Genomic DNA, 26,801 nt, shown 5'->3' on the forward strand with positions numbered 1-26,801 from the left:
TAAAAGTCACGTCTAATTCCCATATTATTGTTAATTAAAGCTAACATCTGGCCGACAAACATGGTAGAAAATCATGGTCATAACAATAATAAGGGGCTCGATGTGCTGTCAGGTTTAGCATTAAGAACTAAAATAATCTTGTTCGCTGGAGCAATGTTTATAGCACTCAATGCTATAGCATTACTGGGCTTACAATCTCTTCGTCACGCTAGTGAAAACGATAATATTGCCCGTATCAATCAACTCATGAAAAGCACGACAAATATTGTCGAGCAATTTGAGTTACTTGCTAAAAATGGGCAACTAACCGAGCAACAAGCGCGTGACTTTGCCACGCAAATGTTGCGTGAAAACAAATACCACGACAGTGAATATGTGTACGTAGTGAATGATAAACTCGACTTTATTGCCACACCGCACGATCCGCAGCTACACAACACCAGTTTTAATGATTTCAAAGATGCCAGCGGTAACAGTATTGGTCGTATGGTTGAACAATTAGTCGGTAATCAAACCAACAAAATTATTACTTATCATTGGGATTCTGTCCGTGATGGTGAAACCGTTGACCTAACCTCTGTGGTACAAAAAACCCCTTACTTTGGTTGGTATGTTGGTACCGGGATCAGCGAAAAAGAAGTTGATCAGCGTTACTGGAATACCGCTAAATGGTTACTAGGTTTATCACTACTTATTGCCCTTGCTTTAACTGCTGCAATTGCTCGCTTTGGTATTTCTTTAAGCAACGCGTTAGGCGGTGAAGTCACTGAGGTAATTGGTATTGTTAAGCAAGTTTCTCGTGGTAACTTAAATTCGCATATTCGTACTGACGCCCAACCTGAAAGCATTATTGCTGCCATGCACTATATGCAACAAGGGCTACGGGGTGTAGTTGGCAGTATTAAAGATGTTACTGATAGTCTAAAAAATCAGAGTTTAGATAACGAATCCCGCTCAACTGAGCTTGATAAACTGACCCGCAGCCTAAACGAAGAAACCCATATGGTCGCATCAGCTATCACTGAGCTAACAGCCTCTGCGCAAACAGTGGTTGAGCATGCCGAGCAAGCCGCCTTTTCAGTACAAGAAGCCGAAAGCCAAGGACAAAATGCCAGTCATTTAACTGCTGAGGCAGCAAATACCATAGCTCTTTTAGAGCAACAAATTGACAGCGCTGGTAATAACATCCAACTCCTTGATGATGAAGTAAATAATATTGCAAATGTGCTTACTGTTATTCAAAGTATTGCCGAGCAAACTAACCTGTTAGCACTCAATGCAGCCATTGAAGCTGCCCGTGCCGGTGAACAAGGAAGAGGCTTTGCGGTCGTTGCGGATGAAGTACGTCAACTAGCGCAGCGCACGCAAACTAGCACAGAAGAAATTCGTACTATGATCGGTAAATTACAATCCGCCACTAAAGATGCAAAAACTTCAGTTAACTTAAGTATTGCCACCAGTGAACAAACCGTAGCGAAATCTAAAGATGCCAGTGAAGAGTTGCAGCGTGTTGCTGCATCTTTGAGTGCCATAGCACAAATGAGCCATCAAATAGCCATTGCAGCTAAAGAGCAGCTCGATGCAGGGGAAGACACAGCAAGACGCATTGTGACCATCTCTGACACCGCCTCACAGACCGCAGACCTATCGCATCAAGCCCATGCCGCAACGGACTTGATAAAAGGGCTGACTAGCGATTTAGAAGCTGAAACCGGCAAGTTTAGATCCTAGTAATTGGTTACCTAAAACTAAAAAGCCCGCGTTAATTACGCGGGCTTTTTAATTGAATTGATTAAGTTAAGATTTAATTTGTACTAAATCAAAATCAGCCATACTTGGTACTATCATTTGTAATCGTGATTCGGTGACATCAAGCGAGTTTAAACATTCACAGTATTCTGAGGCTTTTAACTCTAACTGTTGAGCTTTTTTCTGCAATGACTTATCGATTTCTTTTGAAATAATATCCATGCGCTGTCCCATGTCATTGATACGATCTTCAATATTACCTTCGCGGGACTTAAATGCATCACCTAGAGAAACTAAAATAGCGCCGAGAGAGCCATGAACTGCAGAGTGAATTTTTTGACTGATCTCTTCGGTAAAAAAATCATCAATTTTGGATAGTGATTGTGGGGCAATAAAAAAGAAATCATCGCCGCGTTTAAATTTATCCATTAAAGCGCGCTCAACATATTGCAGTTGCGTTTTTAGCACTTCCGACTCTTTGTCCGACATACCTTCAACAACTTGCTCTATCGCACTTAAGCCAAGATTAACACCGTCAGTTGCCAACTCTACCAACTCAGGCACCGTATCGCGAATACCCGCGCTAAACTGTTTTAACACTAGGGTTTCATCTGACGTTAGATCAATCCAATAGCCACGGATAAAGAGTTGATTATCATTATTTATTTGTACGCGGGTTTGGCCCTTATCAACAATACGAATGACATCATCAGTGATGATCAAACCATGCCTTAGCTCAACTTCGCACACGGCTTTAGCGCTGACATTAAGACTTGATAGTGCTATGGACATCGCCAATATCGAACGAGATAAAAACGCCATAAACACCTCAAAAAGACTAAAAATGGAAGGCGGTTAGGTTAACAAAAAACCAGTTTTATGCAAGAGAAACTAGGCCCTAGCTTCTAGGGCCTTATAGATAACATTTAAATTGGTGATCCTGGTGGGATTGGTAATGCAGTAAAATTTGTAGGCCAATTGCCGGTAGCCAGAAACTGTTTAATTTGATCGGCTAAGTATTGCTTAAACGCACTTTCACCAACATCAGCACTGCTAAGTAAAGACTCTTGCTGATACGCCTTACTCAGTTTTACTAAGTAATAACGCAACTGAGCTTGCACCTCTGGAGCAACTTTATCACTGGCGACTAAATCAGCAAACTGCTTTGCTGTTAATAACTGCACCCGCTGAGTGATTTTGCCTGCCATGCCTTTTTTACTCTGAATCAAAAACACCTGCTGATAAACCTTTGCAAGCAGTTCATCTAAGCTAAAAAATGCATCACTGCGCGCTTGTTGCTGTGCTAAACGATTTAATCGTTGGCTATTTAGCAATAACGCTAAACTATGTTGTGCAGCCACTTCGGGTAGCGCCATTGCATCTAAGGTTAAGCCAGTGCGGCCAACAATGCTTTCTCGGCTTTTAGATTCGCCATAGGCCTTGGGTGGAATTAGCGCTAACACTGATTCTGGTAATACTAAATTGTCAGCATTTAAGGTAGTTAAGATGGCCTTTAAAGCGAGCTGTTGAGTTGCCTTTGCAACAACTTGTGCACCTTTTACCATACCTTGACCACGTACTTCGTAATCATAATCAACACCTGCAATCAGTTTTACAGCAGACTCGACCTGATAACGATGGAATAAATACAGCGGCACCAGCATCTCTTCTAGCTGAGATAGTGAGGTTCCTTCTTTGATATTGTTAATACCAAATTTAGCGAGTGCTTGTTGTCTTACGTCAAGCACTCTTAATAGCTCTTCACTTGGCGAACTGCCGTTATCCCATAAATGTGCTGTTGGATGCGCGCCACCTTGCGCTCGTGCATCACTATCAGAAATAAACTCCAGCCCTTTAGCTTGGTTATCCGCTAAAATTGCACTTAGTTCTGCATCTTCATCAAGGTTACGAAAATCACTGTAACCGTACTTTATAACTTGCGTATCCCACTGCCCCATACCTTGTGCATAACCTCGGCTCACATCGAGTTCACCTTGGTCATTAAAGCCCACTAGTGGGTGCGGATAATCCATCACCGAAGCACGATCAGCCACTGACGCAGAGAAATTATGCGCTATACCAAGTGTGTGACCAATTTCGTGAGCACTGAGCTGGCGAATACGATCAAGTGCCATTGCTTGTAACGTTTTTGCCACTTCATTACCTTCTAAATAAGGCGCTGCAAGTGCTTCAGCGATTAAAATATCTTGGCGCACACGCAGTGAGCCTAATGTAACGTGACCTTTTAAAATCTCACCTGTACGCGGATCGATCACCGAGCTGCCATAAGACCAACCGCGCGTTGCACGATGCACCCACTGGATCACGTTATAACGCACATCCATAGGATCCGCGTTATCTGGTAACACTTTAACAATAAATGCATTTTTATAACCCGCTTGAGAAAACGCATCATCCCACCATTTTGCGCCATCGAGTAACGCTGTTTTTACCGGCTCTGGTACGCCAGGATCTAAATAATAAATAATCGGCTCAACGGGTTCGCTAATAGGTAAGCTTGGGTCTTTTTTCGCTAGACGATGACGCGGAATATAACGTACCAACATTGATTCACTTAATGGCGCGGCATAATCTTTATGTTCAATACTCCAATAACCTGATTGCGGATGAAACGCACGTGGCGTGTAATTATCATCAGGTAACTGTATTAAAGAGTGATGCATATGCACGGTTAATGCGTAAGGGTCAGCACTGACCTGACGAATATACTCACCCGGTTGAGTGCCATTAAATGTCAGCACAGCTTCAAGTTCAGTATTTTTCATAAACGCTTTTGAGCGATCCATATTTACTGCACTGCGACTTTCATCAAGGCTAAAATTGCCTTGTTTACGTGCAGCAAGCGTTCGACCCACACCATGTACATCGCTCAGTAAATAGGGCGTATAATCAATCAAGACAGCTTGCGGGCTTTGTGCAACCACTTTAAAACCCGCTAAAATACTTGATGCAAAGGCTTCTTGAATACTTTTTTGTTCGGCTTTATTGCTGGTATTTGCACGGTAGTAGGTATTAATAGCCCGTAACATCACTTTATCGCCAAAGCGCTCAAACTGTACTAGATGCGTATTGCCTAACTGGCCGCGATCAAGGCCAATATCGTTAGAGCCGACACCATAAGGCAAGCTTTGCTGTAATAAAAATTGCTGCTTGAGTTTATCAACTTTTAAATAAATTTTACCGTTTTGAGTGTCGTAATAAAAAGAGAAGTAGCCCGGAAAATGATTCATTTGTTCAGTAAAATCATTAATAGACTTAATTGCTGCGTGCGCTTGGGTTATCATAGTTAGCAACACAGTAAAGAGTATGTAACGTATCAATGGTATTTTTTGCATAATCTTATCTTTGTTATTCGCGTTTTAAATACGGTTAAGGTGTGTCCAGTATAGGATGTTGCACCTAAAATACAGTTATTTAAGACGAAATTCAGCGCTTGCTGTGATGATCCCTCTCACCCTATGATTATCATGGCCCATAACGTTATCAGGAAAATAGAATGCGTAGACTACCTCCGGTATTACTTGAAGACGGTTGCCCTAGAGAGTTAATCTCATTGATCAGAACGATTTTAGCGGCCTGTAAAGAAATTTCATTCCGCGTCGGCCAAGGTGCCCTGTCCGGTGTACTAGGTTCAACGCTTGATGAAAACATTCAAGGCGAAACACAAAAGAAACTCGATGTTCTGACCAACCAACTACTTAAAGATATTTTACTGGAGTCAGGCTACGTAAAAGCGATAGCCTCAGAAGAAGAAGACTACACAGTAGCTGGTAACCCGAATGCAGAATATATCGTTGCGTTTGACCCACTTGATGGCTCATCAAATACCGATATCAATTCACTGGTTGGTACTATTTTCTCAGTAATGAAAGCGCCTGAAGGCTCAGATCCTGCAGATCAAAGTATCTTTATGCAACCGGGTAAAAGCCAAGTCGCTGCGGGATATGTATTATATGGCCCATCTACAGTGCTTGCATTAACGACTGGCAAAGGTACTCGTTTCTTCACGCTAGATAAAACACACGGCAGCTTCTTATTAACTCAAGATTTTGCCCAAGTACCAGAAGAGACCAACGAATACGCCATCAATGCGTCAAATCAACGCCATTGGCAGCCTGCGATGCAAAACTACATAAATGACTTAATGGCTGGCGAAACAGGCCCACGAGCGCGTAACTTTAACATGCGCTGGATTGCCGCCATGGTCGGTGATGTTCATCGCGTGTTATGTCGCGGTGGTATTTTTACCTACCCAACCGACACTAAAGATCCAAACAAACCAAATAAGCTACGCCTACTTTACGAAGCAAACCCAATGGCTATGCTGATCGAGCAAGCCGGCGGCATCGCCTCAACTGGCACAGAACGCATTATGGATATTCAACCCGACGCTATCCACCAACGCGTAGCGGTGATTTTAGGTTCGAAAAACGAAGTAGAAACCTGCTTGGGATATCATAAGTAATAGACTTTAGGATAGAGGAGCTAGGTAAAAGGCTCTAGGAAAGTAATTTCCTCAGATAACAATCACATCGTAGGCGCGGCTTTATGCCGCGTTTTTTATTTTCATCCATATCAAGGCGAAGTTAGCCGCAATATCCCTAGAACCTAGCCCCTACTAACTTGCTAATAATTCAACCAACTTCGCAACTTTACTCTTATCAAGCTCGCCCATTTGTTCGCTGTTGCTGAGGGCATAGATAACCCCTTCGACGGCGCTATAGTCGATGTCGGTTCTAGATTCTATAACATTCGCCCACAACTCCAGATCGTCTAAATCAATCTCATCTGCTTGGCAGCGAGTGAGCACATCCAAAACAGTTGCGAGCGTCAATATGTAAATTGGGCCTTGGTTATCTATTGTTGATGCAACAATAATACTTATTGCCTCGTCTTTGTATTTACCAAAAGTGACAAATTCTGCTAACGCTTGTGCTCTGTTCATTTTTAATTATCTGTTATCCTGTAACTGACTATTTCATTGAAGATTAAAATATATCTAATGACTATTTTAGCCTGCTCGCAATGCCAAGCTACTCTTAACTGCAATGTTGATGATATCAATGCCTGTTGGTGCAATGAGCTGCCTGCTATTTTACCGCTTGATAGCACAACCACCAGCTGTTTATGCAGAGATTGTATCTTGGCGAAAATGAACCAATTTCTAAATACTCTCTATAAACGCCCTCTCAAAGAACAACTTACTTTCGCAAAGCCTTTTCACAGTAACGATAATTTAATCGAACACCTCGATTATGAAATGCAAAATAGTTATATGGTATTCAGTCGTTGGTTTTTCTTAAAGCGCGGAAAGTGCTGTAAAAACAACTGTAAAAACTGTCCTTACAAAAACACTTAGATATTTATTCAAAATAACGGCATAAACATACAAATAAAGCATGACGTAAAGAATAAAAATACACTATAATTGGATATAAATTCACTAAATATCCAATGTATTTTGTTTAAATAATCAACTTGGCTTGATTTTTAAGCATAAAATCACTGTAACTTATTCGGAAAATGAACATGAACACCTTTAGGCCAGCACTTCTTGCATCAGCTGTTTCTGCTATTTTATTTAATAGCCACCATCTTGCTGCTGCGCAGTCAACAACCCAAGCAGACAAAGCAATAGAAACAATTCAAATTACCGCGACTCGTCGTGCGGGCTCAGTGCAAGAGGCACCACTTAATATTACCGCCCTTGATGGTGATGTGATCAAAGATCAAAACATTGGTGATCTTGAAGATGTGGCACGCTGGGTGCCAGGTTTAACTATTTCTGATCAAGGTGGCCGTGAAGGTTCACCAATTATTGTCCGTGGCTTAAATACCAATACTTCAGATCGTATTTCTGATGGTGGTACAGTTGCCACTTACGTGGGTGAGATTCCACTTAATATTGATTTACGGTTAACAGACGTAGACCGTGTTGAAGTGCTTATCGGTCCACAAGGTACATTATACGGAGCGGGAACATTAGGTGGTGCAATTCGTTACTTATTAAAACAACCTCAGCTCGATATTACCGAAGGCCAAGTCACTGGTGATGTGTTTAGCTTAAACGAAAGTGACGGCACTGGCGGTGAGTTTGGTTTAGTATTTAATACGCCGTTAATTGACGATGTATTGGCTATTCGCGCTAGCGTCAATTACTACACCAACCCAGGTTATATCGATTATAACTTCGTAGTACAAAACCCAGGCGTATCAAACCCAAACCCTGATTTTACCAACCCACAAGATGTCAGTGCTAACTTGCGCAGTGTCAGTGATGTAAATGATGAGCAAATTACCACAGGTCGTGTGTCACTGCGTTGGCAAGCCAACGAAGCAGTAGAAGCAACGCTAAACTATTTTTATCAAAAACAAGAAAATGGCGGTAATTCTACATCGCAATATAATTCATTAAGTGACAGCAGTGGCCTACAAGGGATGGTTGGCCAGTATGAAAATGCCGCGCGGATACTTGAGCCTGGTGAAGAAGAAAACGACTTATTAAGCTTGGAAATTAAAGCGGATTTAGGTTTTGCTGAACTTGTATCTGCCTCTGGTTGGTCAAGCTATGAGCAATCTGGACAACGTGATCAAACTGATTTGCTTTACGACATATGGACTGGTTATGCAGAATTTCCAGCGTTTGTTGCGCAAACCTTGGATACATCAAAACGTGATAGTTTCACTCAAGAAATTCGTTTAGTGTCTAACTCTGATAGCGCTTTTAACTGGATTGTCGGTGGTTACTACAACAAGCTTAAAACTCACTCAGACGATCGCGAATACACACCCGGTTTAACTGAGTTTTGGGGCGATGATATTCCTAATCTACAACAAGATCTCGAGTATATTTTAGTCAGTGATTCTGAGACCACTGAAAAAGCGCTATTTGGTGAAGTAGGTTATGCGTTTACCGATCAATTTAACGTGACACTTGGTGCACGTTTCTATGAATATGATGTATCAACCACGGCAGGTTCAGCGACTCCACTGTATTCAGGTGACTTTGAATCTCTTAACGATTTAGCAATGGAAAACGTTAGCGCTAGCGACAACGGTAATCTATTTAAATTTAATGCCAGCTACACCTTTGATTCAGGAGTGCTTGCTTATTTTACCGTAAGTGAAGGCTTTAGAATCGGCGGTGGTAACGGCATTGCCCCTTGTCCTGACGTACTACCGGAACAACAAATTGTTTGTGCTCTTCCGAATGAAGAAGATTATAAACCAGATACCACCGTTAACTATGAACTTGGTTTTAAATCGAGCTGGTTTAAAAATCGTCTACACTTTAACGCGGCATTGTTTAATGTTGATTGGAAAGATGCGCAAGTTGGTACTGCAACGGTAAATGGTCAAGAGCTAATTACCTCTAATGCCGGAGCAGCTAATTCAAAAGGCGTGGAAATTTCTTCTCGCGCTATAATTGCTGATAACTGGACGGCCTACGCAACTTACGCCTATGCAAAAGCTGAACTAACCGAGGATGCACCAGGTTTATTAGGTACATTAGATAAAAAATATACACAGTATCAAGCATACTACGATGGTACTGACGGCGACCGCTTACCAGGCGCGCCTGAGCATCAGCTTTCATTCGGCCTGCGTTATGAACAAGATGTACTAGACGATAAACTACTGAGCATTAACTACGGTATGACCGCGCAAAGTGATGTGATCACTAAAGTTGGCTTAAAAGCCGATGGTGAAACACTTGCAGGCTATGCATTGAGTAATCTATCAGCCAAGCTAACGGGTGATATGTGGTCTGCCACTATTTATGTTGATAATTTGTTCGATAAGTATGCCTTTACTTCGGTACGCCGTGATAAATCATGGGCAGGTATGGCAAAATATGAAGAGCTAAATAAAGAGCTGCCTGAACTACAGCGTGTGTATGGTCACTACACTACAGCGCCGCGTACTATCGGCATGAAGTTTACGTATAACTTTGAACTGTAATAACGGTTATCTATAAATTAAAAAAGCCTTGGTGTTTTACGCCAAGGCTTTTATGCTTATTGCCATGCTGACATCGATACAAAAAAACCTACAACAACAAATTGAGCACGCTATTAATCATAGCAAGCTTAATGACGCGCACTTACTACTGATCAGTAATATTAAAAACACACCAGATGATCACTTTAGCTATTTTTTGCTAGCGCAAGTAAATGTTGCAGCAAATGATATAAGCAAAGCAAATAAACTCTTAAGCAAGGCGATTAGTATTGAGCCCCTACCTTTATATTTTGCTCACTCAGCCAAATTTGCCGTACTGCGCGGGCAGCTGTTAGATGCGCAGCAATATATAACTGAAGCAATAAAACATCCATATTATGAAGTTATTGAATGCGATTTAATTGCTAATGTACTGACTCGTTTGGGCCATTATCCACTGGCGCTCGAGTGGCAATTACGGGCCTATAAACATGCTCCTGAAAATCCACAAATCTGTTATAACTTAGCAGTGGCATATAAAATAATGGGGCAATTTAGTGATGCAATACTGCTACTACAAATGCTTGTTAAACAGTATCTGCAACATTTTCAAGCTCACTATTCGCTAGCTGAACTTAACAATAACAAGCAGGCCAAGCAGCATTTACAACAGCTGTTAACTTTAACCGAATACGCTAAAACGCCGATGCAGCAACAATTTCTGCACCATGCGATTGCACTCAATTACGAGCACTGCGCTGATTATAAGCAAGCCTTTGCCCACTTTACTACAAGTAAGCAAGCGATCTGTCAGCATGTAAAATATGATGCGCAAGCTCACAAAGCATTTAGCCAGCAACTGATAACCTTAAGTCACAGTTATACGCCGTCCTTAAGCGACAACGATTTTACTCCGATATTTATTGTTGGTATGCCGCGCTCAGGGACTACTTTGCTAGAAAAAATAATGAATCAATCAGATTTGGTGCAAGGTGTTGGTGAACTCAATGATATTGCCCAGGTTTGCCAAGGTAATAATGCTCAGGCATTAAATAGCGTGGTGCTCAATGACGCATATAAAAATGCTGCGTTAATGGCGAAGTTGAGTCAGTATAAACAGCGTATTAGTCAACTAGTAGCAGCACAGCTACGCAGCTGCGACAAACAGCCATTTAATTTTTACTATATCGATTTAATTTTAGCGGCTTTCCCGAAGGCTAAAATCATTTGCATGCAACGAGGCCGAAAAGCTAGCTGTATAGCTAATTACCGCCAACTGTACAGCCCAGCCAGTGCGTTTCATCACTATAGCTATAACCTGCAAGACATCGATAGTTTTTATCAAGATTACAGCTCTTTGATAAATCATTTTGCAGCAAAACACCCGGATAATGTGATGATTATGCAATACGAAACATTAGTATCAGAGCCAATCACAAGCACGCAGCTGCTCTATGATTTTTGTGATTTACCTTGGCAAGTTAAGTGTCTGGATTTTCATCAGCAACATAGCCCGTCGGCAACAGCAAGCAAAGTACAAGTACGCCAGCCTCTCAATAATAAAGCCATTGATTACTGGCAGCACTACGGATTTGCGTTTAACGCGAAGGACAAGGACCCGTTTCGATAGGTAGTTCGTCTCGGCCGCCCCACTCACTCCATGAGCCGTCATAAACATGCAGATTTTCATATCCGCACTCATCGGCAAATAACGCCAAGATGCATGCAGTAACGCCGGAGCCACAACTAAATTGCAAGGTAGTTTGCAGATCTGCTTGATCGCCAAGTACAGCCTCGAAAGCAGCTTTAATATCAGCGAATGGTTTTGCTTCGCCATCATCCAATAATTCAACAAAAGGTAAAGCGCGGCTATTTGGAATATGGCCGCTGCGCATCCCAGCTCTCGGCTCTGCCATTTCACCTAAATAACGCTGATAACCTCGTGCATCAAGTAGTACGGTATGTTCATCATCTATGCCCTGAAAGACTGCAGCAGCATCAATAAAGTAACCAACTCGCGGTTTGGCAACAAAGTTACCTTTATGATAATGGCGGCTATATTCAATTTGAGTTAAATAACCCAACGACTGCCACTTAGCAAGGCCACCACCGAGTACTTTGACATTATCAAAGCCCATGGCTTTAAACATCCACCAACCTCTTGCAGCACTAAATAAGCCTTGGTCTTCGTAGATGATAACTAAGGAATCTTTATCAACCCCCATTAACTGCATCTGCTGAGTAAATTGCTCCGCACTGCACATGGTATGCGGTAGCGGATTGTCTTGATCGGCTAATTGCTTTTTAAAGTCAAAACGCTGCGCATTAGGTAACTTAGCTTCTGGTTTATACTCTCCCAGCTTACCTGGACGCACCATACCGGCATCAAAAATAATCAGCTTGGGGTCGTTTAAGTGCTCGTTCAACCACTGGCAAGTTACGATGTTTTTCATTGTTATCCTTTACTTCATTAATTTGCTGAGAAAAAACATCCAATCCTAACAAACGTTTTTCAACAGCATCAGCATGTTCTTTTGAGCAATCTTGCCACCTTCCTTGGACACTGTAAACATGCTTTAAATAATTGAAAAATTGATTTCTAAGTTGAGCATTGAATTGCCAACCTTGGTTCATTTGCGATATTTTTTCACTTAACTCCTCATTATTGCGCGCATGTAAAACCAATTCATCAATGTTATAGCAAGCCTGCCCAAGCGTAATAACACGGCGCCCTAACAATAACGCCTCTAGTCCGACGGTAGAATTAATCGTGATCACGGCCTGTGCATTTTCTATTAAATCAGCCGTCACATTGCCGTTGGCAAATACTGCCTGAGGGTGCTTTTTATATAAATGAGAATAGTGTTTATGCCAAGAGGGGTGTTCTTTAAATACCACTTTTAACTCTGGATCATTTAGTTTTTCAATCGCTGTCATTACTTCTGTAAATAACATCTCCATTGAATTAATCCAGGGCGAATAACAAACGATTTGCGTATCATGGGGAACCTGAAAAGGCACGAAAATATACCTTGGCGGTAACTTACTCTGTAAAAATGCTTTACGTTTTTTGTGATTTGATCGAGGCATTAACGCTAAAGCGCTTAAATCAGATGCATATGATGATTCAAAATTAAGGTAAAAATTTCGATCACGCTTAATTGCAGATGCAAAGTTAACACCTTTAGGATCTAAACAGCTAGTATTTGGCAGCAAGCCATTTTCATAATAAAAAACGTTAATTTCTAGCTTTTTCGCCGCTTTTACTACTGTGATATTAGGCAGTTTATGACCATTCCAAATAACCAGATGTGTTGGTTTTTCCCGAGTAAGTAACGCCAAATACTTAGCGTAGCGACAACGCTCGACAAAATTGAGCAGAAGGTAATAAGGTAAGATTAACAAGTAACTATGCCAAATAGCATGCTTTGCTTGTTTACGCTTTATCTGAGTAGCTATTATATCGTCAAAAGACGCTTTAAATGCCTCCGGTAAGTACTTTAATGCACGCAGTATTGGCTTACCAAAAATATGTAAACTAGCACTTAAATTTAGTTGAGTGATTAACTTTTTATAGTAGCGAGCATGTACATTGCGACGAGATACGAATAAAAAGTGCATAGGGTGCTTATACCAATTTTAATATTTGATATAAATACTAAGCCGTAATAATGACTTATTTATGAATGAAGCGTTACAATACTTTATTAGCTACTTAAAAGACGCAGATCACATAGATTTATTTTACTGTAGTAAAATTGTATTATAGGCGGTAAAACTTAATAAATAAGATGGCGTTATCTAATTCTTCTGCCACATATTGAATTACCAATTAAAAGTCTAAAAGCGACCCATTATGCCTAAAAATTACCTGCTTTATGTAGAACAACCTTACAGCTTTGCTATTTTACGCCCAATTCAAGATGCAATTAGAGCAAATGGAGATAAAGCCTGCTGGTTTATTACAAAAAGAAGTAGAATTGCCAACGGCTTGTTAGAAGGAGAGCAACAACTTAAAAATATTGAAGATGTCAAAAACTTTAATCCCTGCGCAGTGTTCGTACCTGGAAATGTAGTCCCAGATTTTTTCCCCGGTGTGAAAGTGCAAGTTTTTCATGGCTTAGAATATAAAAAGAAAGGTCATTTTGCGATTCGAGGTTTTTTTGATTTGTACTGTACTCACGGCCCTCTTACAACGGAACCATTTACACGCTTAGCAGAAAAACACCGTTATTTTAGAGTGATAGAAACTGGCTGGCCGAAACTTGATCCTTATTTTAATTACGAAAAAAGACAAAATGAGAAGCCCGTTATCTTATATGCGCCAACATTTTCGCCAAATTTATCTTCTCTCGAGATTTTATTTGAGCAAATAAAATCACTTGCAAGTAGTGGTGATTACGATATAAAACTGAAGTTTCATCCAAAAACTAAACCTCAGTGGCAAAAGCTTTATCAGACTCTGGCTGAAATGGAACATTTTGAAATTTGCCAAAACGATAACTTAATCCCATTAATTCAACACGCTGATGTGGTTATTTCAGATACATCAAGTGCCGTCGATGAATCATTATTATTAGGCAAACCCGTTATCACCTTTAACAATAGCCAACCTCAAGATGCTTTAATTAATATCACAGCTGCAGAGCAATTAACTAACGCGCTAGAGCAAGCATTATCTTTCAGCGATGAGCAGCAACTGAAAATTAACCAGTATATAACTCAAGTACATCCTTTTACTGATGGAAACAGCGCTCAACGCATACTAGCAGCAACTGCACAGATTATTGAGACCGGAGTTATGCAAAAGCCGCTTAATCTACTGCGCAGATACAAAATCCGTAAAGCGCTAAACTATATGAAATTAAAGTAATTAAATCGAAGGTGGGCAAGCCCCACCTTACAACATTTATTGCGATAATGGATTACGTACCACTTCAATAATTTCAGTGGTTGAAATTGATGGGGTTCGAATAAGGTATTTAACATCACACAAGCTTTTAAATTCATCAAAACGTCCAGCCCAATCATCCCCCATTACTAATAAGTCAGCATTATGTTCAGTAATGTACTCACCTTTAAGCTCTAATTATTGCTCAATAAACATCTCATCAACGCAATGAACTGATTATTCTCACTCTATCTGCTTCACTGTAAACTGGATTACGACCTTTTTTGACATATTAAGAGCACCTGAAAGCACACCTGCAATTAAGTAATCAGCCGGTGCTTTCGCTCGCTCTAATATATTGATATTGCCAACATGGAAAATATCAAACGTCCCAAAAGTTATTACTCGCCTCATTTATTCTCTTCTAAATAGTTAGCAATGCGCTCAGCAGATAAGCCATCCATTTTACCAGCGAGCAACTTAATAAGCCTCGCCCTATTTTCTTTGAAAACGTCACTCTCGTAACTAGATTGATTAATCATATTGGCGAGATCTTGATAATGCTTAGCAGGGTAACAAATTTCATTAAAATAATGAATATCATCATCCAAACGCCCTTTCAAACGAAATGAAAAAATACCACGGTAACTCCAGCGTAATTTATAGAAGTCACACCATATAACGGGTTTATCTAGTGCAGCAAATTCAAAAATAGCTGACGATGCGTCTGAAAGCATAATATCGGCAACCGCAATAAATGGTGTTAAATCAAATTGATTTTCATCCGCAATATAAACATTTGTGTGTTTTTTCCAATTAGCTAATTTAAAGCGTTGTTTTTTATAACGTGGTTTTGTAAGCGTAAAAAAGTGTGGTTTTATAATTATATTATAATCTGCAAAGTCATCCGCAAAATGGTCGCTCATACACTCAATTGAACTTGGGTAAAATGTAGGCGCATATAGCAATGTTCTTTTATTAGGATCCAGACCGAGCTTTTCCAGTGATATTTTTTCAACACTGTAGTCAAATAGAGGATCTAACTTCGCATAACCTGAGTCAATAAAAGTACCGTTAGGATAAAGGCTTTGTAATCGATTTTTCCGATGTACCCCTTCAACAAACCTTACAGTCATTCCTGCATTTGATACATCGTAGTAGCACTGTTTGGGGCCAATTCCGTGTTGCATCAGTGCTGTTTTTTTATTTAACTTTTCGCTTTGTGGAAATGCATTACCAAATATAATCCAATCAACTTCACTTTTTTGGTAAAAAGCAAAAGCCTGACTGGTATCATTTAGCCAAACTGCTGATAGCCGATTGTCTGCAATAAACTTATTGCAAACAGAAATTAGTTTCGCATCCTGCGATTTATAAAAAATCAATACACATTTATGCCCTTTTTTGGTCAGCTTTTTTATAACTGGTAAGTATTGAGGGATATAATAAATATGCAAAACATCAAAATACACGAACATAATTTACATTAATTTAACCAAAAACAAATGCCATTGTACAGAAACCATAATTTTATTTCAGCCTAAACTATCATAACAACGACTATTTTTGCTTAAATCTTAATAATCTCGGTTCTCAGTGGTGCCATTTTCGCGAGTATTTTATTTTGCACTGTATGACTAATATTTTGTTCATTCATGGCATTAATTAACAAATCAACCACATGATTAAAGTCACCCTCCGTGATGTGCATGCCAGTATGAATATCAACCATACTATCACGCGTATATTCACAGGGCCCATCAGTTAGTACACACAAATGATTAATAAAGCCTTCACGGAAATGGCTAATATTTGCATGCTCAAAGTAATGAATAATTTGTTCGTCATTACCGATTTGATTAATGAAACTATCAACCAGTCTTTGTAGCCCTGCTTGACCACCAAGTTGCTGATACAACGTTAGATTTGAAGCCGATGAACAACCTGCTAAGCTGGCTATTAACACTATCGTTGTTAGTATTTTTCCCATTACCAATATCCTGTTACCGATAAGTACCAACCGGTTTGGTCTTTTGCCCCAGCAATACTACCTAAATCAAGGTATGCTGCAGTGACACTTACGTATTTATTTGGTATCCAAGCAACAAACACATCTTGCCAATCTTGCTCACCCAATCCGAGATTATTTGATTTTTGACGATACTCTATTCCAACAGCAACTTCTCGACTAAGAAAAATGGCAGTACTACCTTCAAATAATAGTTTTTCATTGCTATTCGCCCCACCGTATCCGAGTAAGCCAAGCTGATTTGCTTCACTATAACGCGTGGTAACATTCCAAAACCAGTTATAACCTGCAATGGCCCCTAAATGTAGCTTGCTTGCAGCAAGGTAAATATCCGTACCAGAGGTATCCTTAGCCCCTACTAACATAGCGACTGCGCCATCATCAAGTGATTTATGTTGTACTCCCAAGGTAACTTGAGGCCAGTCACTATAAACAATATCACCATAGAGCCTAATCTTAACACCGCTGATTTCTTGTTCTATCTCGGTATTTAGCGCCGGCACAGCAAAGTTTTGCTGTGCATAGCTAAGCTCAACGCGATTAAATAAGTTAACTTGTGCACCGCATACATCTAAGCTGTAATCGGTAACATCGGCCCGACTACAAAAGCCATTAATAGAAAACTCATCCTCGCTGGCATAACCCGCAAGCTGCGCCCAAGGCACGATACCACCACCACCACTACCTTCTACTTGCGATACTCCTGGCGTTGCTAGCAGCTTGCCTTTTGAGGCAAAAGTATTAAATGCAGATAATGCGATAACAGTTAAACATAATAATTTAAGCTTTTTCATTATACTGCTCCAACCATTGCTCAAACACGTCTGCTTTGAGTGGACGACTTAGATAATACCCTTGCACATGATCACACTGCATTTTTTGTAGCAGCTCTAGCGACTCTAATGTTTCAACCCCTTCGGCTACAACAGAGAAGCCAAGCTGATGACCTAAGGTAATCGTAGATTCAACAATAAACTGATCTTTTTCAGATTCATCTAGTTTAAGAATGAAACACTTATCTAACTTCAGCTCGTCAATAGGTAACATTTTCAGGCGCCCTAGCGATGTTTGCCCAACCCCATAATCATCAAGAGAAATTTTGACACCGATTGCTTTCAAGTTTTCCAACGCTTGAATACCTTTTTCTTCATTTTCAATCATATCGCGCTCTGTTAATTCAATCGTGATAAGCGCAGGTGCAACTGAAAACTGTTTTAATGTACGAATTAAATTGGAGTGAAAGCCGGGATAAGCGATATCTTGGGCTGAAACATTAATTGCAGCTTGCATATAAATGCCTTGCTGTTGCCAAAGTCCGACCTGTGCTATTACTGTTTTTACCACCCAACCGGTAAGGTCAACAATTAATCCCGATTGTTCAGCTAGGTCAATAAATAGCTCCGGCGATACCCAACTACCATCCTTGCGTTGCCAACGAATAAGCGATTCCACTTTATTGATTTGTTGTGTAGCGATATGTAATTTAGGCTGATAGGTCATAAACAATTGACCATCGTCATCATTAATCGCTTGCTTGAGCTCATCGATCATAATGAGCCTATCAAGATGCGCTTCATCCTCTCCAGGCAGGTAATAATGAATATTTTCATGAGCACTTGCGGCACTATCCACAGCAATCAAGACCCGACGCATTAAATCATCCGCTTGTAACCCTTGCGAAGGATACTCCACCACACCAGCACTAAAACGTAAATTGATTTTAAGCTTTTGAATAGTATAACCAGCTTGTAACTGCGCCATTAACCCGACTATGCCACTTTTAAGATTACGCCCTGCACTACTAGGAAAAGCGGTTAAAAATTCATCACCACCAATACGTGCATGTAAACCACCAAACTCATCTGAAAACTCAGCAATACGTAAAGCCACAGCTTTTAAGCAGTCATCGCCAATACGAGCTCCTAGCTTATCGTTAATATGCCTAAGACCACGAATATCGATTGCCACTAAGGTGTATTCTTGGTTTTGTTCAAGATTTTCGCTCAACACTTCCAGCATTGCAGAACGATTATAAAACCCAGTTAAAGAATCATGCTTTGCGGCAAAGCTAATTTGTTGTTCACGCTCTTGGATATCATTACCCATGTTCTTAAAAGCATCAATTAATGTAGCTATTTCATTGCTTTGGTTTTTACTCATCGCATCAACACTGTAGTTTCCTCGCGCAAACTGCCGCGCTAAACTCGCCAACTGTGATAACGGCATGGTTAAGTTTTTGGCCAATAAACTACTGGTAATAACGCCGATAAAAATCGTTAAAGACGCAAGAATGACTAACGTGTAAAACAATCTCTCAAATTCACTGTAACTCTGCGTTAGATCAGCACTAAGCAATACATTAACGGGATGATCGTCAAGTGAAGGCAAATGTACATCGCGATTGCGATATACCAATTGTTCACCAAAAATACGTTTTGTGGTGGAATTATGAAAATACTCGTTTGGAATAAATGGGCTTGGACGCTCTAACAAAGAGCTTTTAACCAAATTATCGCTTTTAGCTATAAAGCTTACATCCATACCTGTTAAGTTTTTTAGTTCAACCGCAACCTCATCATCAATTTTAAAACCTACTAAACTGTAGGCGATAGTACGCGGGGCTTTAACTGGTAGTAAAATGACTTGATACAATTGTTCGTGTAGCACTACAAAACTAGATTGCTCGGTATTATTGAGCAACTCATTCATTAATTTTTGTAAGTTATTATTAAAATCTTGCTGTTTATTAGTAGAAATTAACTTTCCTGACAGATCTAGAAGCAGCATTAAATCAGCATTGATTCGCTGACTATGATTATACAATGCGCTACTAATGGTATTTGCATCTTTGGTAGCAACCGCTTGTTTAAAGCCAAAATCAGCAGTCAGTACTTTTGCAGCTGTGAGCAATAAACTTTCTTTTGACGCTAGGTACTGCTTATAGACATTTTCAGCCACATTAATATCTTGGGTGACCTTTTTTTCATTAAATTGACTCGTCGACCACCAAAAACTAAATAAGCTCACAACAGTAGTTAATAACACTAAGCCTACACATAAAACAGTTATGCGATTTTTTAAACTATTAGTCATTCCCACCCTTAAACTTACTACCAAAAGTATTACGTGGCTTAGGCTCAGTTGTTTGCAGTGTCACTTGTAAACTATGAGGTGAATTTACAGCTAACGTTAAAGGCTGTTTTGCTTCGAGTGCGTTCTTTTGTAAAGCATGCCAAATAGTTAGCTGTACTGGCAAATTTAGGCCACTTAGTTGCACATTCCCATGCTCATCACTTTGATAAACATCAGCGCTTTTCGCAACATAAATATACCCTAGCATAGAATCATGGATATTACAGCCAAGCACCACAACCCCTTGATTTTCAAATGTAATCGGAGCTTCTGGTTGTCCAGAATATAACTTTAACTGAAATGGTTTAGCTTCCGAGAAAGAATATACATGGTGGCGAATATTATCGCTATTAGGAAAGTTCACTTGCTGCCCTTGGTGAGCAATCAAAAGCGTTGGTGAAAACTGCTTATCTACTTGATCCATTATCAGTACAGGTAACTGTTGCGATAATGTTTTATTGCTTTCGCTAGCAATTTCTATCACTGCATTGGTGAGAGGCTGCCCATATTGATCAACGATGTTGAGCGTAACATCTTGCGCATAAACATCGCATGCAAGCACCATAGCGAAAACTGTCATGATGCTTTTTGTTGCCATTACTTGCAGTCTCATTTGGTCATCCCCTGTTGTGCGAACACTAACATATGAGTATCTCTAATTAATCTTAGGTTAAGTTAATTAGAGACTGACTCTAAATGCAAGAATAAAAGCCCAGTAACTATAAATAATAGCAAAACTCTAAGCTTTTAAAATGGTGCAAGTTGATTACTAGTAATTAAGCATTAGAAATTAAACCATATTGCCCGTCTAAAATGGCAATTACTTCACTACGCGGATCTGTTGGAATTAAAATATCACGACCCACAATTTTGCTAGCGATACCTACATAAGTATCAGAAACAGCTAACATAACCGACTCAGGTAAAATGTAATCTTTTGCTAGTTGCTCACGTTCAAGCATGCGATCTTTATTCAATAACACATCACTATCAGGCACATTATTAATTAACAATTGGCGGAACCCTTCTTTAGAGTTCTCAACAATTTTACCATCACAATACGCAGCACCATCCCAAATTCTTGATGAATCAGGCGTCCCAACTTCATCGATATAGATTAGTTTATCTGTACCATCAATATCTTCTACATAGCCAAACTCAAATTTTGTATCGACAAAGATTTGATCTAGTTTACCTAGCTCAGCACTAATTAAAGCAAAACCCTCAACAAGTAATTTCTCATATTGAGCAACATCATCTTCGGACTTAAAATTAAACACACTCAAGTTATTAGTTATGTTTTCACGGGTAATATTGACATCATCCACCGCAGGAATATCTGCAACGCCAGTAATAATACCTTTTGTTGATGGCGTAATTAACACATCGTCTAACTTTTGATTAGCCGTTAAGCCTTCAGGTAATTCTAATCCACAGAAATTACGTACACCTTTACTGTAATCACGCCACATGCTGCCCGTAATGTACTGACGAGCAATTGCTTCTACTTTTACTGTACTGGCTTTACGTACAATCCACACATACGGATGCGGAATATCAACAATGTGATTCCCTGCAAGGCCTGCCTGATCAAATAACTTAAACCAATGAGCAGCAACTGTGTTTAATGCGACCCCTTTACCTGGCACGCCATTTAAACCATTTTCGCCCTGCCATATACAATCAAATGCAGAGATACGATCAGAAATAACCATAATAGCCAGTTCTGTACCCTTTGGCACTTGGTAACCTTTGTCACTGATCAAACGCGCGCTGTCTTCGTCTGTTAACCAATAAACTGAGCGTACTTTGCCACTGTGAACTGGGCCCTTTGTGCGTATTGGTAAGTCATCGTTTACGTCTAAAACTTTATAGCTAGTCATGCTATCTCCGAGTATATGGCACGCCCTGTAAGGGCGATCGTATGGGTATGGGGTTATAAGCCGCTAATAATAATCGAGACCGGGGGAAATCACAATTAAAGCACTATGTGATTTAACGCAGTTTAGTTGGTATTTTATTATACACGTTATAAGATAACATCAAAATCCAGTAGTAATTTACGTGATGATTAATATACAGCAGCTAAGTTTTAAATGGCAAAAACAACAAGTCAAACCCACTTTAGCAATTGCAACACTTAGCATTGCTAAAGGCGAGCATGTGTTTTTACATGGCCCTAGCGGCTGTGGTAAATCCACTTTATTATCGTTACTTGCAGGCATTAACCGCCCTACATCAGGCCAACTGAGTATTTTAGGCTGTGAACTGGGTCAATTAAGTAAAAGTAAATGCGATAAGTTTCGCGCTGAGCATATTGGGTATATCTTTCAAAATTTTAATCTACTTCCTTACCTATCACCGATTGATAATGTCACATTAGGTTGCCAATTTTCAAAGCCACGGCAAAAAAAAGTATTAATCAATAGTCCAACCCTTAATCAAGAGGCCTCAAGGCTATTAAATGCACTGGGCTTAGACGAGCAATTACACCAACAAAATGTCGCTAGCTTGAGTATTGGCCAGCAACAGCGAGTCGCGGCGGCGCGCGCCTTTATTGGCAGCCCCGAATTGATAATTGCCGATGAGCCAACGTCTGCTCTTGATGCAAACAATCGCCAGTCCTTTATCAACTTACTTTTTACACAAGCAAATGAAGCGAATAGCACCTTACTTTTTGTCAGCCATGATACCAGCTTACAACCGCTTTTTAATCGCAACATTGATTTACTGTCGCTACAGGAGCAAGGTAAATGATCCTCTTAAAACTTGCTATTAGTAGCTTATATAATCGCCGCGCTAGTGCATTCTTAACTCTGTTTACTATTGCTGTTAGTGTCATGTTATTGCTGAGTATTGAGCGAGTACGGGTTGATGCCAAAAGTAGTTTTAGTAATACCATTTCTGGTACTGATCTAATTGTTGGCGCTCGTACCGGAGATATACAGCTGTTATTGTCTTCGGTTTTTCGCATCGGTCATGCTAATAATGGCGTTAGCTGGCAAAGCTACCAATATATAAAACAGCAACGCGGCGTCAACTGGACCATTCCGCTATCACTAGGAGATAGCCATAAAGGCCAAGCGGTACTGGGCACCTCCGCTGATTATTTTCAACATTATAAATTTGCTAAAAAGCAGCAGCTTAGGTTTAGCCAAGGCCGCGCCTTCGCCCATTTAAATGAGGTCGTACTGGGCGCGCAGGTAGCAGCCAAGCTAGGCTATTCGCTGGGTGATAGTATCGTTATTTCACACGGTATGGGTAATACCAGCTTTCATCATCATGATGATAATCCTTTCACTGTGGTTGGCATTTTAGATGCGACAGGCACGCCAGTTGATAAAACCCTACATATTCCATTAGCGGCTATTGAACTGATCCACAGCGGTAACCACACCAGCCATGAACATGAACATGAACATGAACATGAACATGAACAGCATGATGATCTAACAGGCGAACCTAAGCAAATCACCGCGTTTTTAGTGGGTTTTGATTCTCCGCTTTATACGTTACAAGTAAGGCGTAATATTAATCAGTACAAACCTGAAGCGTTGCTTGCCATCATGCCTGGTGTAACTTTGCGTGAGCTATGGGAAATGCTGACAATTGTTGAAAAAATCTTGTTGCTGTTTTCTATCGTAGTGGTACTCGTGAGTCTGCTAGGCATGCTAACGACCCTATTGGCCAGCCTTAACCAACGCCGCCGCGAATTGGCCATTTTACGCTCTGTCGGTGCGCGTCCTTGGCATTTATTCACATTGATCAGCATAGAATCACTACTGATAACCTTTTTAGGTTGCCTAGTAGGTTGTGGGTTATTTTATTTATTAATGTCTCTTGCCACAGGTTACTTGCAAAGTAATGCCGGCATCACAATCACCATTGCGATGCTATCGAGCTATGAACTGGTATTGATCGGCGCTATTATGGCGGCCGGCTTTATCGTTGGTTTGATACCAGCCACCCGCGCCTATTTTTACTCATTGTCTGATGGCATGAGCATTAAAATTTAAGAGGAATATCATGCAGTACTTTCAAAAGCTCACTTTGCTTTGCTTAGTTATTTTTAGCTTTGGTTATAATTTTAGTAGTTATGCCAATGAACCAAAAGAAATTTTTTGGGAAGATTTAATTCCTAAGGGACATGTACAAATAGATACTCAAGATCAAGCTAGCCATGAAGGTACAGAGCAAAATTGGGTGCAACCTGATCTAGATGCACCAATTGTTAAGGAACTCAATGGCCAATCAGTCAGCTTACCTGGGTTTGTAGTACCTCTTGAAGGTGACAGCGAAATGATTACTGAGTTTTTATTAGTGCCTTACTTTGGTGCTTGCATCCACGTGCCACCACCACCACCGAATCAAATTGTTCATGTGACAATTAAAGGCGGCGTGCCAATTGAAAGTTTGTACGATGCCATAGTCGTTACCGGCGTCATCAGCACTGAAACCTGGAGTGGCGACATTGCACAAGTGGGCTATAAAATGACAGCCGTCGGCGTTGCACCGTTTGAGCTGTAACTCAGATACATACCTCAGGCGTGTTGTTCCCAGTGCTGCAAATAGCAGCTCTCAAGTGCAACATGCCTTAACTTATTTTTGGCATTGACTACAGTACACTGTACTACGTTGCCCTAAACGAATTTCTGTTAATGCTTTCTTACATACCATACATGGCTCACCTTTGCGGCCATAAACTAATAACTGTTGTGCAAAGTAACCTGGTTTACCATCACTTTGGGCAAAGTCTTTTAATGTCGTGCCACCTTGAGTGATAGCCGCAGCCAAAGTATCTTTAATAATAGGGATTAATTGCTGATAGCGCGCTTGTGATACTTTTCCTGCTTCACGTTTTGGATGAATACCGGCCTTAAAAAGAGACTCGTTAGCGTAAATATTACCCACACCAACCACCACAGCGTTATCCATAATAAATTGTTTGATTGGCACTTTCTTATTTCGTGACTGCTCATATACGCGCTTAGCAGTAAATTCATCAGTGAGTGGCTCAGGGCCCAGTTTGCTCAGTAAGCTATGACATTCTCCGGGCGCTTGCCATAAACAACAACCAAATCGGCGTGGGTCATTTAGTCTCAATGCTTTACCGTTGGCAAATATAAACTCGATATGATCATGCTTTTTTAATGGCTCATTTTGTTCAACAACTCGTAAATTACCCGACATACCTAAATGCAAAATAATGCTGCCCAGTTCACACTCAAGTAGCAAATACTTTGCCCTACGCTCAACAGCTAAAACAGCTAAGTTAGCGATTTTGTACACATCATCCGGCACAGGCCAACGCATATTCGGATTATGAATATTCACCTTTGTAACTGTTTGCTGCAAAATATGTGGGGTGATCCCCATTCGGCTAACTTCAACCTCTGGTAATTCAGGCATACTATTTAGGCTCACTTTGTGAAAAATTAAAACTAGGGAATAAACGCTGCGCAGTTGCTTTATCAAGTGATAACACGCGCTGGTTGCTTTTATCTAATAAATAATAGCCTTGTGGTGCGCTATATAATTGATACAACCAAGGAAGTTGCTCGCCTGCCAACCATACGGTTGCTACAGTCAAAGCTGAGGTATTGTGGAATGCTTGCTGATTATCAGCGACCGACAATTGCATGCTCTGCCATTCATTTACTAATGCCACAAGGTTTGCTGTTGTCGCTTGCCAAAAACTAGCAGGTGCATTATTGATTAATGCAGTGGCGCGCCAAGAAGTGCCTATGCGCTCTATTTTTTGATCGGGAAACTCTAGAGCTAAAATAAAGTTTTGCGCTGGCAATACACTTTGCACACTAGATTGTTCTGAACCACTGTTGAGTTTTGTATGTAATCCATTAAAAAAGAAAATCATCAACAGCATGGAAAAAATAACCACATTATTCCAGCCCCTGCGACCTAACTGCATTTGAGTTCTTCCTAAAAGATTCAATTAGTTAAAGTGTAACCAAAAACATATAAAAATGGCAGTTGAATTTTTTAACTACTGTTAAGACTGAATATTACAAAAAATCACCAACGCGAATGTGTCAAAGTTAAATTACTTTGCTAAAATACGGCAAAATTTAAGGAGTTCCGTCATGTCAATGTATGTAGTGGGTCATAAAATCCCAGATTCAGATTCTATTTGTGGTGCAATCGCACTCGCATATTTGAAAAACCAAATCGAAGAACCAGCAATTCCAACTCGTCTTGGTGAAATATCACCTGAAACGCAGTTTATTCTTGATAAATTCGGCTTTGAAGCACCAGAGCTAAAATTAAGTTATGCCGGTGAAGATGTTTACATCGTTGACCATACTGAAAAAACGCAAGCACCTGATGATATCGATCAAGCTCGCGTTGTTGGCGTTGTTGATCACCATAAACTAGGCGATTTAACCAGCTCTACACCTCTTGAATGCTGGATCCGCCCTGTTGGCTGCTCAAACACGATCATTAAAATGATGTATGACTTCTACAATGTTGAAATTCCAAAAGACATTGCAGGCATCATGATGTGTGCAATTTTAAGTGATACGGTTATTTTCAAATCACCAACCTGCACCACAGCTGATATTAAATGTGTTGAAGCGCTTGCTGAAATTGCCGGCATCGAGGACTTTAAAGAATTAGGCATGGATATGTTCCGTGTTAAGTCAGCGGTTGAGAATACTCCAGCGCGTGATTTAGTAATGCGTGATTTTAAAGACTTCAACATGAACGGTAAACTAGTTGGTATTGGTCAATTAGAAGTTATCGATCTAGCGGTATTTGATGATATTAAAGCAGACCTTGAAGCTGATATTGCTAAGCTTAAAGAAGAAGGTGGACGCCACTCGGTATTCTTATTACTTACCGACATCATGAAAGAAGGCTCACAAATGCTGATCGTATCTGACGATGCAACACTAGTTGAAACTGCTTATGGTGTAACGCCCAAAGACGGAAAAGTATGGCTAGACGGCGTACTGAGCCGTAAAAAGCAAGTAGTACCACCACTGCAAGATGCATTCGCAAAGCTCTAACGTGCTAAGT

General features: G+C 40.3%; 23 protein-coding genes and 1 pseudogene. 10 read left to right on the forward strand and 14 right to left on the reverse strand.

Annotated elements, in window-relative coordinates; translation table 11 throughout:
* The first annotated feature begins 60 nt into the window (after positions 1–60).
* Entirely contained in the window at positions 61–1,731 is a 1,671-nt protein-coding gene (locus H5203_RS13210; protein WP_182739842.1) for a methyl-accepting chemotaxis protein, read from the forward strand.
* A 66-nt stretch (positions 1,732–1,797) separates the two neighbouring features.
* Here the strand turns inward: H5203_RS13210 and H5203_RS13215 are convergent, their stop codons facing one another.
* Entirely contained in the window at positions 1,798–2,571 is a 774-nt protein-coding gene (locus tag H5203_RS13215) for a YggN family protein (protein ID WP_149983146.1), read from the reverse strand.
* 104 nt (positions 2,572–2,675) lie between these two features.
* Positions 2,676–5,105 (reverse strand): zinc-dependent metalloprotease, encoded by a 2,430-nt coding sequence (locus tag H5203_RS13220; RefSeq protein WP_182759627.1) that lies wholly within the window; start codon positions 5,103–5,105, stop codon positions 2,676–2,678.
* Between the two features lie 161 nt (positions 5,106–5,266).
* On the opposite strand from H5203_RS13220, the gene H5203_RS13225 reads away from it, so the two are divergent.
* Positions 5,267–6,235, forward strand: coding sequence for a class 1 fructose-bisphosphatase (locus H5203_RS13225; protein WP_145234740.1), 969 nt, complete (start codon positions 5,267–5,269; stop codon positions 6,233–6,235).
* 153 nt (positions 6,236–6,388) lie between these two features.
* Here the strand turns inward: H5203_RS13225 and H5203_RS13230 are convergent, their stop codons facing one another.
* The gene (locus H5203_RS13230; protein WP_182819850.1) at positions 6,389–6,715 is read right to left on the reverse strand and encodes a hypothetical protein; all 327 of its coding nucleotides are present in this window, start codon (positions 6,713–6,715) and stop codon (positions 6,389–6,391) included.
* A gap of 57 nt (positions 6,716–6,772) precedes the next feature.
* Between H5203_RS13230 and H5203_RS13235 the strand changes: the two genes are divergently transcribed.
* From H5203_RS13235 to H5203_RS13245, 3 genes are all read left to right on the forward strand, one after another.
* A complete protein-coding gene (locus H5203_RS13235) occupies positions 6,773–7,129 on the forward strand; it encodes a DUF5522 domain-containing protein (protein ID WP_182761848.1) in 357 nt (118 codons plus the stop codon).
* Between the two features lie 170 nt (positions 7,130–7,299).
* Positions 7,300–9,732: a TonB-dependent receptor gene (locus H5203_RS13240; protein ID WP_182819851.1), complete on the forward strand. Its 2,433-nt coding sequence runs from the start codon at positions 7,300–7,302 to the stop codon at positions 9,730–9,732.
* Between the two features lie 64 nt (positions 9,733–9,796).
* Positions 9,797–11,341 (forward strand): tetratricopeptide repeat-containing sulfotransferase family protein, encoded by a 1,545-nt coding sequence (locus H5203_RS13245; protein WP_259401952.1) that lies wholly within the window; start codon positions 9,797–9,799, stop codon positions 11,339–11,341.
* On the opposite strand, the gene H5203_RS13250 is transcribed toward H5203_RS13245, so the two are convergent.
* Both H5203_RS13250 and H5203_RS13255 read right to left on the reverse strand, forming a co-directional pair.
* The gene (locus tag H5203_RS13250; protein WP_182731307.1) at positions 11,310–12,164 is read right to left on the reverse strand and encodes a sulfurtransferase; all 855 of its coding nucleotides are present in this window, start codon (positions 12,162–12,164) and stop codon (positions 11,310–11,312) included. The two genes, H5203_RS13245 and H5203_RS13250, sit on opposite strands and share 32 nt — an antisense overlap.
* Positions 12,097–13,332 (reverse strand): capsular biosynthesis protein, encoded by a 1,236-nt coding sequence (locus H5203_RS13255; protein ID WP_145234728.1) that lies wholly within the window; start codon positions 13,330–13,332, stop codon positions 12,097–12,099. The genes H5203_RS13250 and H5203_RS13255 overlap by 68 nt, the downstream gene beginning before the upstream one ends.
* Before the next feature lie 235 nt (positions 13,333–13,567).
* Here H5203_RS13255 and H5203_RS13260 point away from each other — a divergent pair, with 235 nt between their 5' ends.
* Positions 13,568–14,584 carry a CDP-glycerol glycerophosphotransferase family protein gene (locus H5203_RS13260; protein WP_182819853.1) on the forward strand — a complete coding sequence of 339 codons (1,017 nt, stop codon included), beginning with the start codon at positions 13,568–13,570 and terminating at the stop codon, positions 14,582–14,584.
* Positions 14,585–14,620: 36 nt separating this feature from the next.
* Here the strand turns inward: H5203_RS13260 and H5203_RS13265 are convergent.
* The 7 genes and pseudogenes from H5203_RS13265 to H5203_RS13295 all read right to left on the reverse strand — a co-directional run bounded on the left by H5203_RS13265 (position 14,621) and on the right by H5203_RS13295 (position 21,646).
* Positions 14,621–15,016 (reverse strand): annotated as a pseudogene (locus H5203_RS13265) (adenylyltransferase/cytidyltransferase family protein).
* Positions 15,013–15,987, reverse strand: a complete 975-nt coding sequence (locus H5203_RS13270; RefSeq protein ID WP_310736422.1) for a CDP-glycerol glycerophosphotransferase family protein — start codon at positions 15,985–15,987, stop codon at positions 15,013–15,015. The pseudogene H5203_RS13265 and the gene H5203_RS13270 overlap by 4 nt, the downstream one beginning before the upstream one ends.
* Before the next feature lie 185 nt (positions 15,988–16,172).
* Positions 16,173–16,592 (reverse strand): group 1 truncated hemoglobin, encoded by a 420-nt coding sequence (locus tag H5203_RS13275; RefSeq protein ID WP_145234724.1) that lies wholly within the window; start codon positions 16,590–16,592, stop codon positions 16,173–16,175.
* Positions 16,592–17,425 carry a DUF3034 family protein gene (locus H5203_RS13280; RefSeq protein ID WP_145234722.1) on the reverse strand — a complete coding sequence of 278 codons (834 nt, stop codon included), beginning with the start codon at positions 17,423–17,425 and terminating at the stop codon, positions 16,592–16,594. Before H5203_RS13280 ends, H5203_RS13275 begins: the two co-directional genes overlap by 1 nt.
* Positions 17,412–19,724 carry an EAL domain-containing protein gene (locus H5203_RS13285; RefSeq protein WP_182819854.1) on the reverse strand — a complete coding sequence of 771 codons (2,313 nt, stop codon included), beginning with the start codon at positions 19,722–19,724 and terminating at the stop codon, positions 17,412–17,414. The genes H5203_RS13280 and H5203_RS13285 overlap by 14 nt, the downstream gene beginning before the upstream one ends.
* Positions 19,717–20,376 (reverse strand): methylamine utilization protein, encoded by a 660-nt coding sequence (locus tag H5203_RS13290; protein WP_145234718.1) that lies wholly within the window; start codon positions 20,374–20,376, stop codon positions 19,717–19,719. Before H5203_RS13290 ends, H5203_RS13285 begins: the two co-directional genes overlap by 8 nt.
* Positions 20,377–20,539: 163 nt before the next feature.
* Complete coding sequence (locus H5203_RS13295; RefSeq protein ID WP_182819855.1) at positions 20,540–21,646, reverse strand: phosphoribosylaminoimidazolesuccinocarboxamide synthase; 1,107 nt, start codon at positions 21,644–21,646, stop codon at positions 20,540–20,542.
* Between the two features lie 184 nt (positions 21,647–21,830).
* Here H5203_RS13295 and H5203_RS13300 point away from each other — a divergent pair, with 184 nt between their 5' ends.
* From H5203_RS13300 to H5203_RS13310, 3 genes are read left to right on the forward strand one after another with little or no spacing between them, the layout of a single operon-like run.
* Positions 21,831–22,520, forward strand: a complete 690-nt coding sequence (locus tag H5203_RS13300; RefSeq protein WP_182819858.1) for an ABC transporter ATP-binding protein — start codon at positions 21,831–21,833, stop codon at positions 22,518–22,520.
* Positions 22,517–23,779, forward strand: a complete 1,263-nt coding sequence (locus H5203_RS13305) for an FtsX-like permease family protein (protein ID WP_182819856.1) — start codon at positions 22,517–22,519, stop codon at positions 23,777–23,779. Before H5203_RS13300 ends, H5203_RS13305 begins: the two co-directional genes overlap by 4 nt.
* Positions 23,780–23,789: 10 nt before the next feature.
* On the forward strand, positions 23,790–24,290 hold the full coding sequence (locus tag H5203_RS13310) for a DUF3299 domain-containing protein (protein WP_149983159.1): 501 nt from the start codon (positions 23,790–23,792) through the stop codon (positions 24,288–24,290).
* Between the two features lie 72 nt (positions 24,291–24,362).
* On the opposite strand, the gene mutM is transcribed toward H5203_RS13310, so the two are convergent.
* Positions 24,363–25,172: a bifunctional DNA-formamidopyrimidine glycosylase/DNA-(apurinic or apyrimidinic site) lyase gene (gene mutM / locus H5203_RS13315; RefSeq protein ID WP_145234708.1), complete on the reverse strand. Its 810-nt coding sequence runs from the start codon at positions 25,170–25,172 to the stop codon at positions 24,363–24,365.
* Between the two features lies 1 nt (position 25,173).
* The gene (locus tag H5203_RS13320; RefSeq protein WP_145234706.1) at positions 25,174–25,692 is read right to left on the reverse strand and encodes a hypothetical protein; all 519 of its coding nucleotides are present in this window, start codon (positions 25,690–25,692) and stop codon (positions 25,174–25,176) included.
* A gap of 172 nt (positions 25,693–25,864) precedes the next feature.
* Between H5203_RS13320 and H5203_RS13325 the strand changes: the two genes are divergently transcribed.
* Positions 25,865–26,791 (forward strand): manganese-dependent inorganic pyrophosphatase, encoded by a 927-nt coding sequence (locus H5203_RS13325; protein WP_149983161.1) that lies wholly within the window; start codon positions 25,865–25,867, stop codon positions 26,789–26,791.
* Positions 26,792–26,801 lie beyond the last annotated feature (10 nt).

The sequence above is a fragment of the Pseudoalteromonas sp. SG41-1 genome (assembly GCF_014164575.1).
Taxonomy (GTDB): Bacteria; Pseudomonadota; Gammaproteobacteria; order Enterobacterales; family Alteromonadaceae; genus Pseudoalteromonas; species Pseudoalteromonas rhizosphaerae.

Bases quoted from the DNA above. Each gene is read 5' to 3' on its own strand.
- H5203_RS13300 (WP_182819858.1), top strand. From the start codon at position 21,831: ATGATTAATATACAGCAGCTAAGTTTTAAATGGCAAAAACAACAAGTC.
- mutM (WP_145234708.1), bottom strand. From the start codon at position 25,172: ATGCCTGAATTACCAGAGGTTGAAGTTAGCCGAATGGGGATCACCCCA.
- H5203_RS13285 (WP_182819854.1), bottom strand. From the start codon at position 19,724: ATGACTAATAGTTTAAAAAATCGCATAACTGTTTTATGTGTAGGCTTA.
- H5203_RS13305 (WP_182819856.1), top strand. From the start codon at position 22,517: ATGATCCTCTTAAAACTTGCTATTAGTAGCTTATATAATCGCCGCGCT.
- H5203_RS13215 (WP_149983146.1), bottom strand. From the start codon at position 2,571: ATGGCGTTTTTATCTCGTTCGATATTGGCGATGTCCATAGCACTATCA.
- H5203_RS13250 (WP_182731307.1), bottom strand. From the start codon at position 12,164: ATGAAAAACATCGTAACTTGCCAGTGGTTGAACGAGCACTTAAACGAC.
- H5203_RS13325 (WP_149983161.1), top strand. From the start codon at position 25,865: ATGTCAATGTATGTAGTGGGTCATAAAATCCCAGATTCAGATTCTATT.
- H5203_RS13290 (WP_145234718.1), bottom strand. From the start codon at position 20,376: ATGAGACTGCAAGTAATGGCAACAAAAAGCATCATGACAGTTTTCGCT.
- H5203_RS13255 (WP_145234728.1), bottom strand. From the start codon at position 13,332: ATGCACTTTTTATTCGTATCTCGTCGCAATGTACATGCTCGCTACTAT.
- H5203_RS13320 (WP_145234706.1), bottom strand. From the start codon at position 25,692: ATGCAGTTAGGTCGCAGGGGCTGGAATAATGTGGTTATTTTTTCCATG.
- H5203_RS13230 (WP_182819850.1), bottom strand. From the start codon at position 6,715: ATGAACAGAGCACAAGCGTTAGCAGAATTTGTCACTTTTGGTAAATAC.
- H5203_RS13280 (WP_145234722.1), bottom strand. From the start codon at position 17,425: ATGAAAAAGCTTAAATTATTATGTTTAACTGTTATCGCATTATCTGCA.
- H5203_RS13260 (WP_182819853.1), top strand. From the start codon at position 13,568: ATGCCTAAAAATTACCTGCTTTATGTAGAACAACCTTACAGCTTTGCT.
- H5203_RS13295 (WP_182819855.1), bottom strand. From the start codon at position 21,646: ATGACTAGCTATAAAGTTTTAGACGTAAACGATGACTTACCAATACGC.
- H5203_RS13210 (WP_182739842.1), top strand. From the start codon at position 61: ATGGTAGAAAATCATGGTCATAACAATAATAAGGGGCTCGATGTGCTG.
- H5203_RS13225 (WP_145234740.1), top strand. From the start codon at position 5,267: ATGCGTAGACTACCTCCGGTATTACTTGAAGACGGTTGCCCTAGAGAG.
- H5203_RS13240 (WP_182819851.1), top strand. From the start codon at position 7,300: ATGAACACCTTTAGGCCAGCACTTCTTGCATCAGCTGTTTCTGCTATT.
- H5203_RS13310 (WP_149983159.1), top strand. From the start codon at position 23,790: ATGCAGTACTTTCAAAAGCTCACTTTGCTTTGCTTAGTTATTTTTAGC.
- H5203_RS13220 (WP_182759627.1), bottom strand. From the start codon at position 5,105: ATGCAAAAAATACCATTGATACGTTACATACTCTTTACTGTGTTGCTA.
- H5203_RS13245 (WP_259401952.1), top strand. From the start codon at position 9,797: ATGCTGACATCGATACAAAAAAACCTACAACAACAAATTGAGCACGCT.
- H5203_RS13275 (WP_145234724.1), bottom strand. From the start codon at position 16,592: ATGGGAAAAATACTAACAACGATAGTGTTAATAGCCAGCTTAGCAGGT.
- H5203_RS13235 (WP_182761848.1), top strand. From the start codon at position 6,773: ATGACTATTTTAGCCTGCTCGCAATGCCAAGCTACTCTTAACTGCAAT.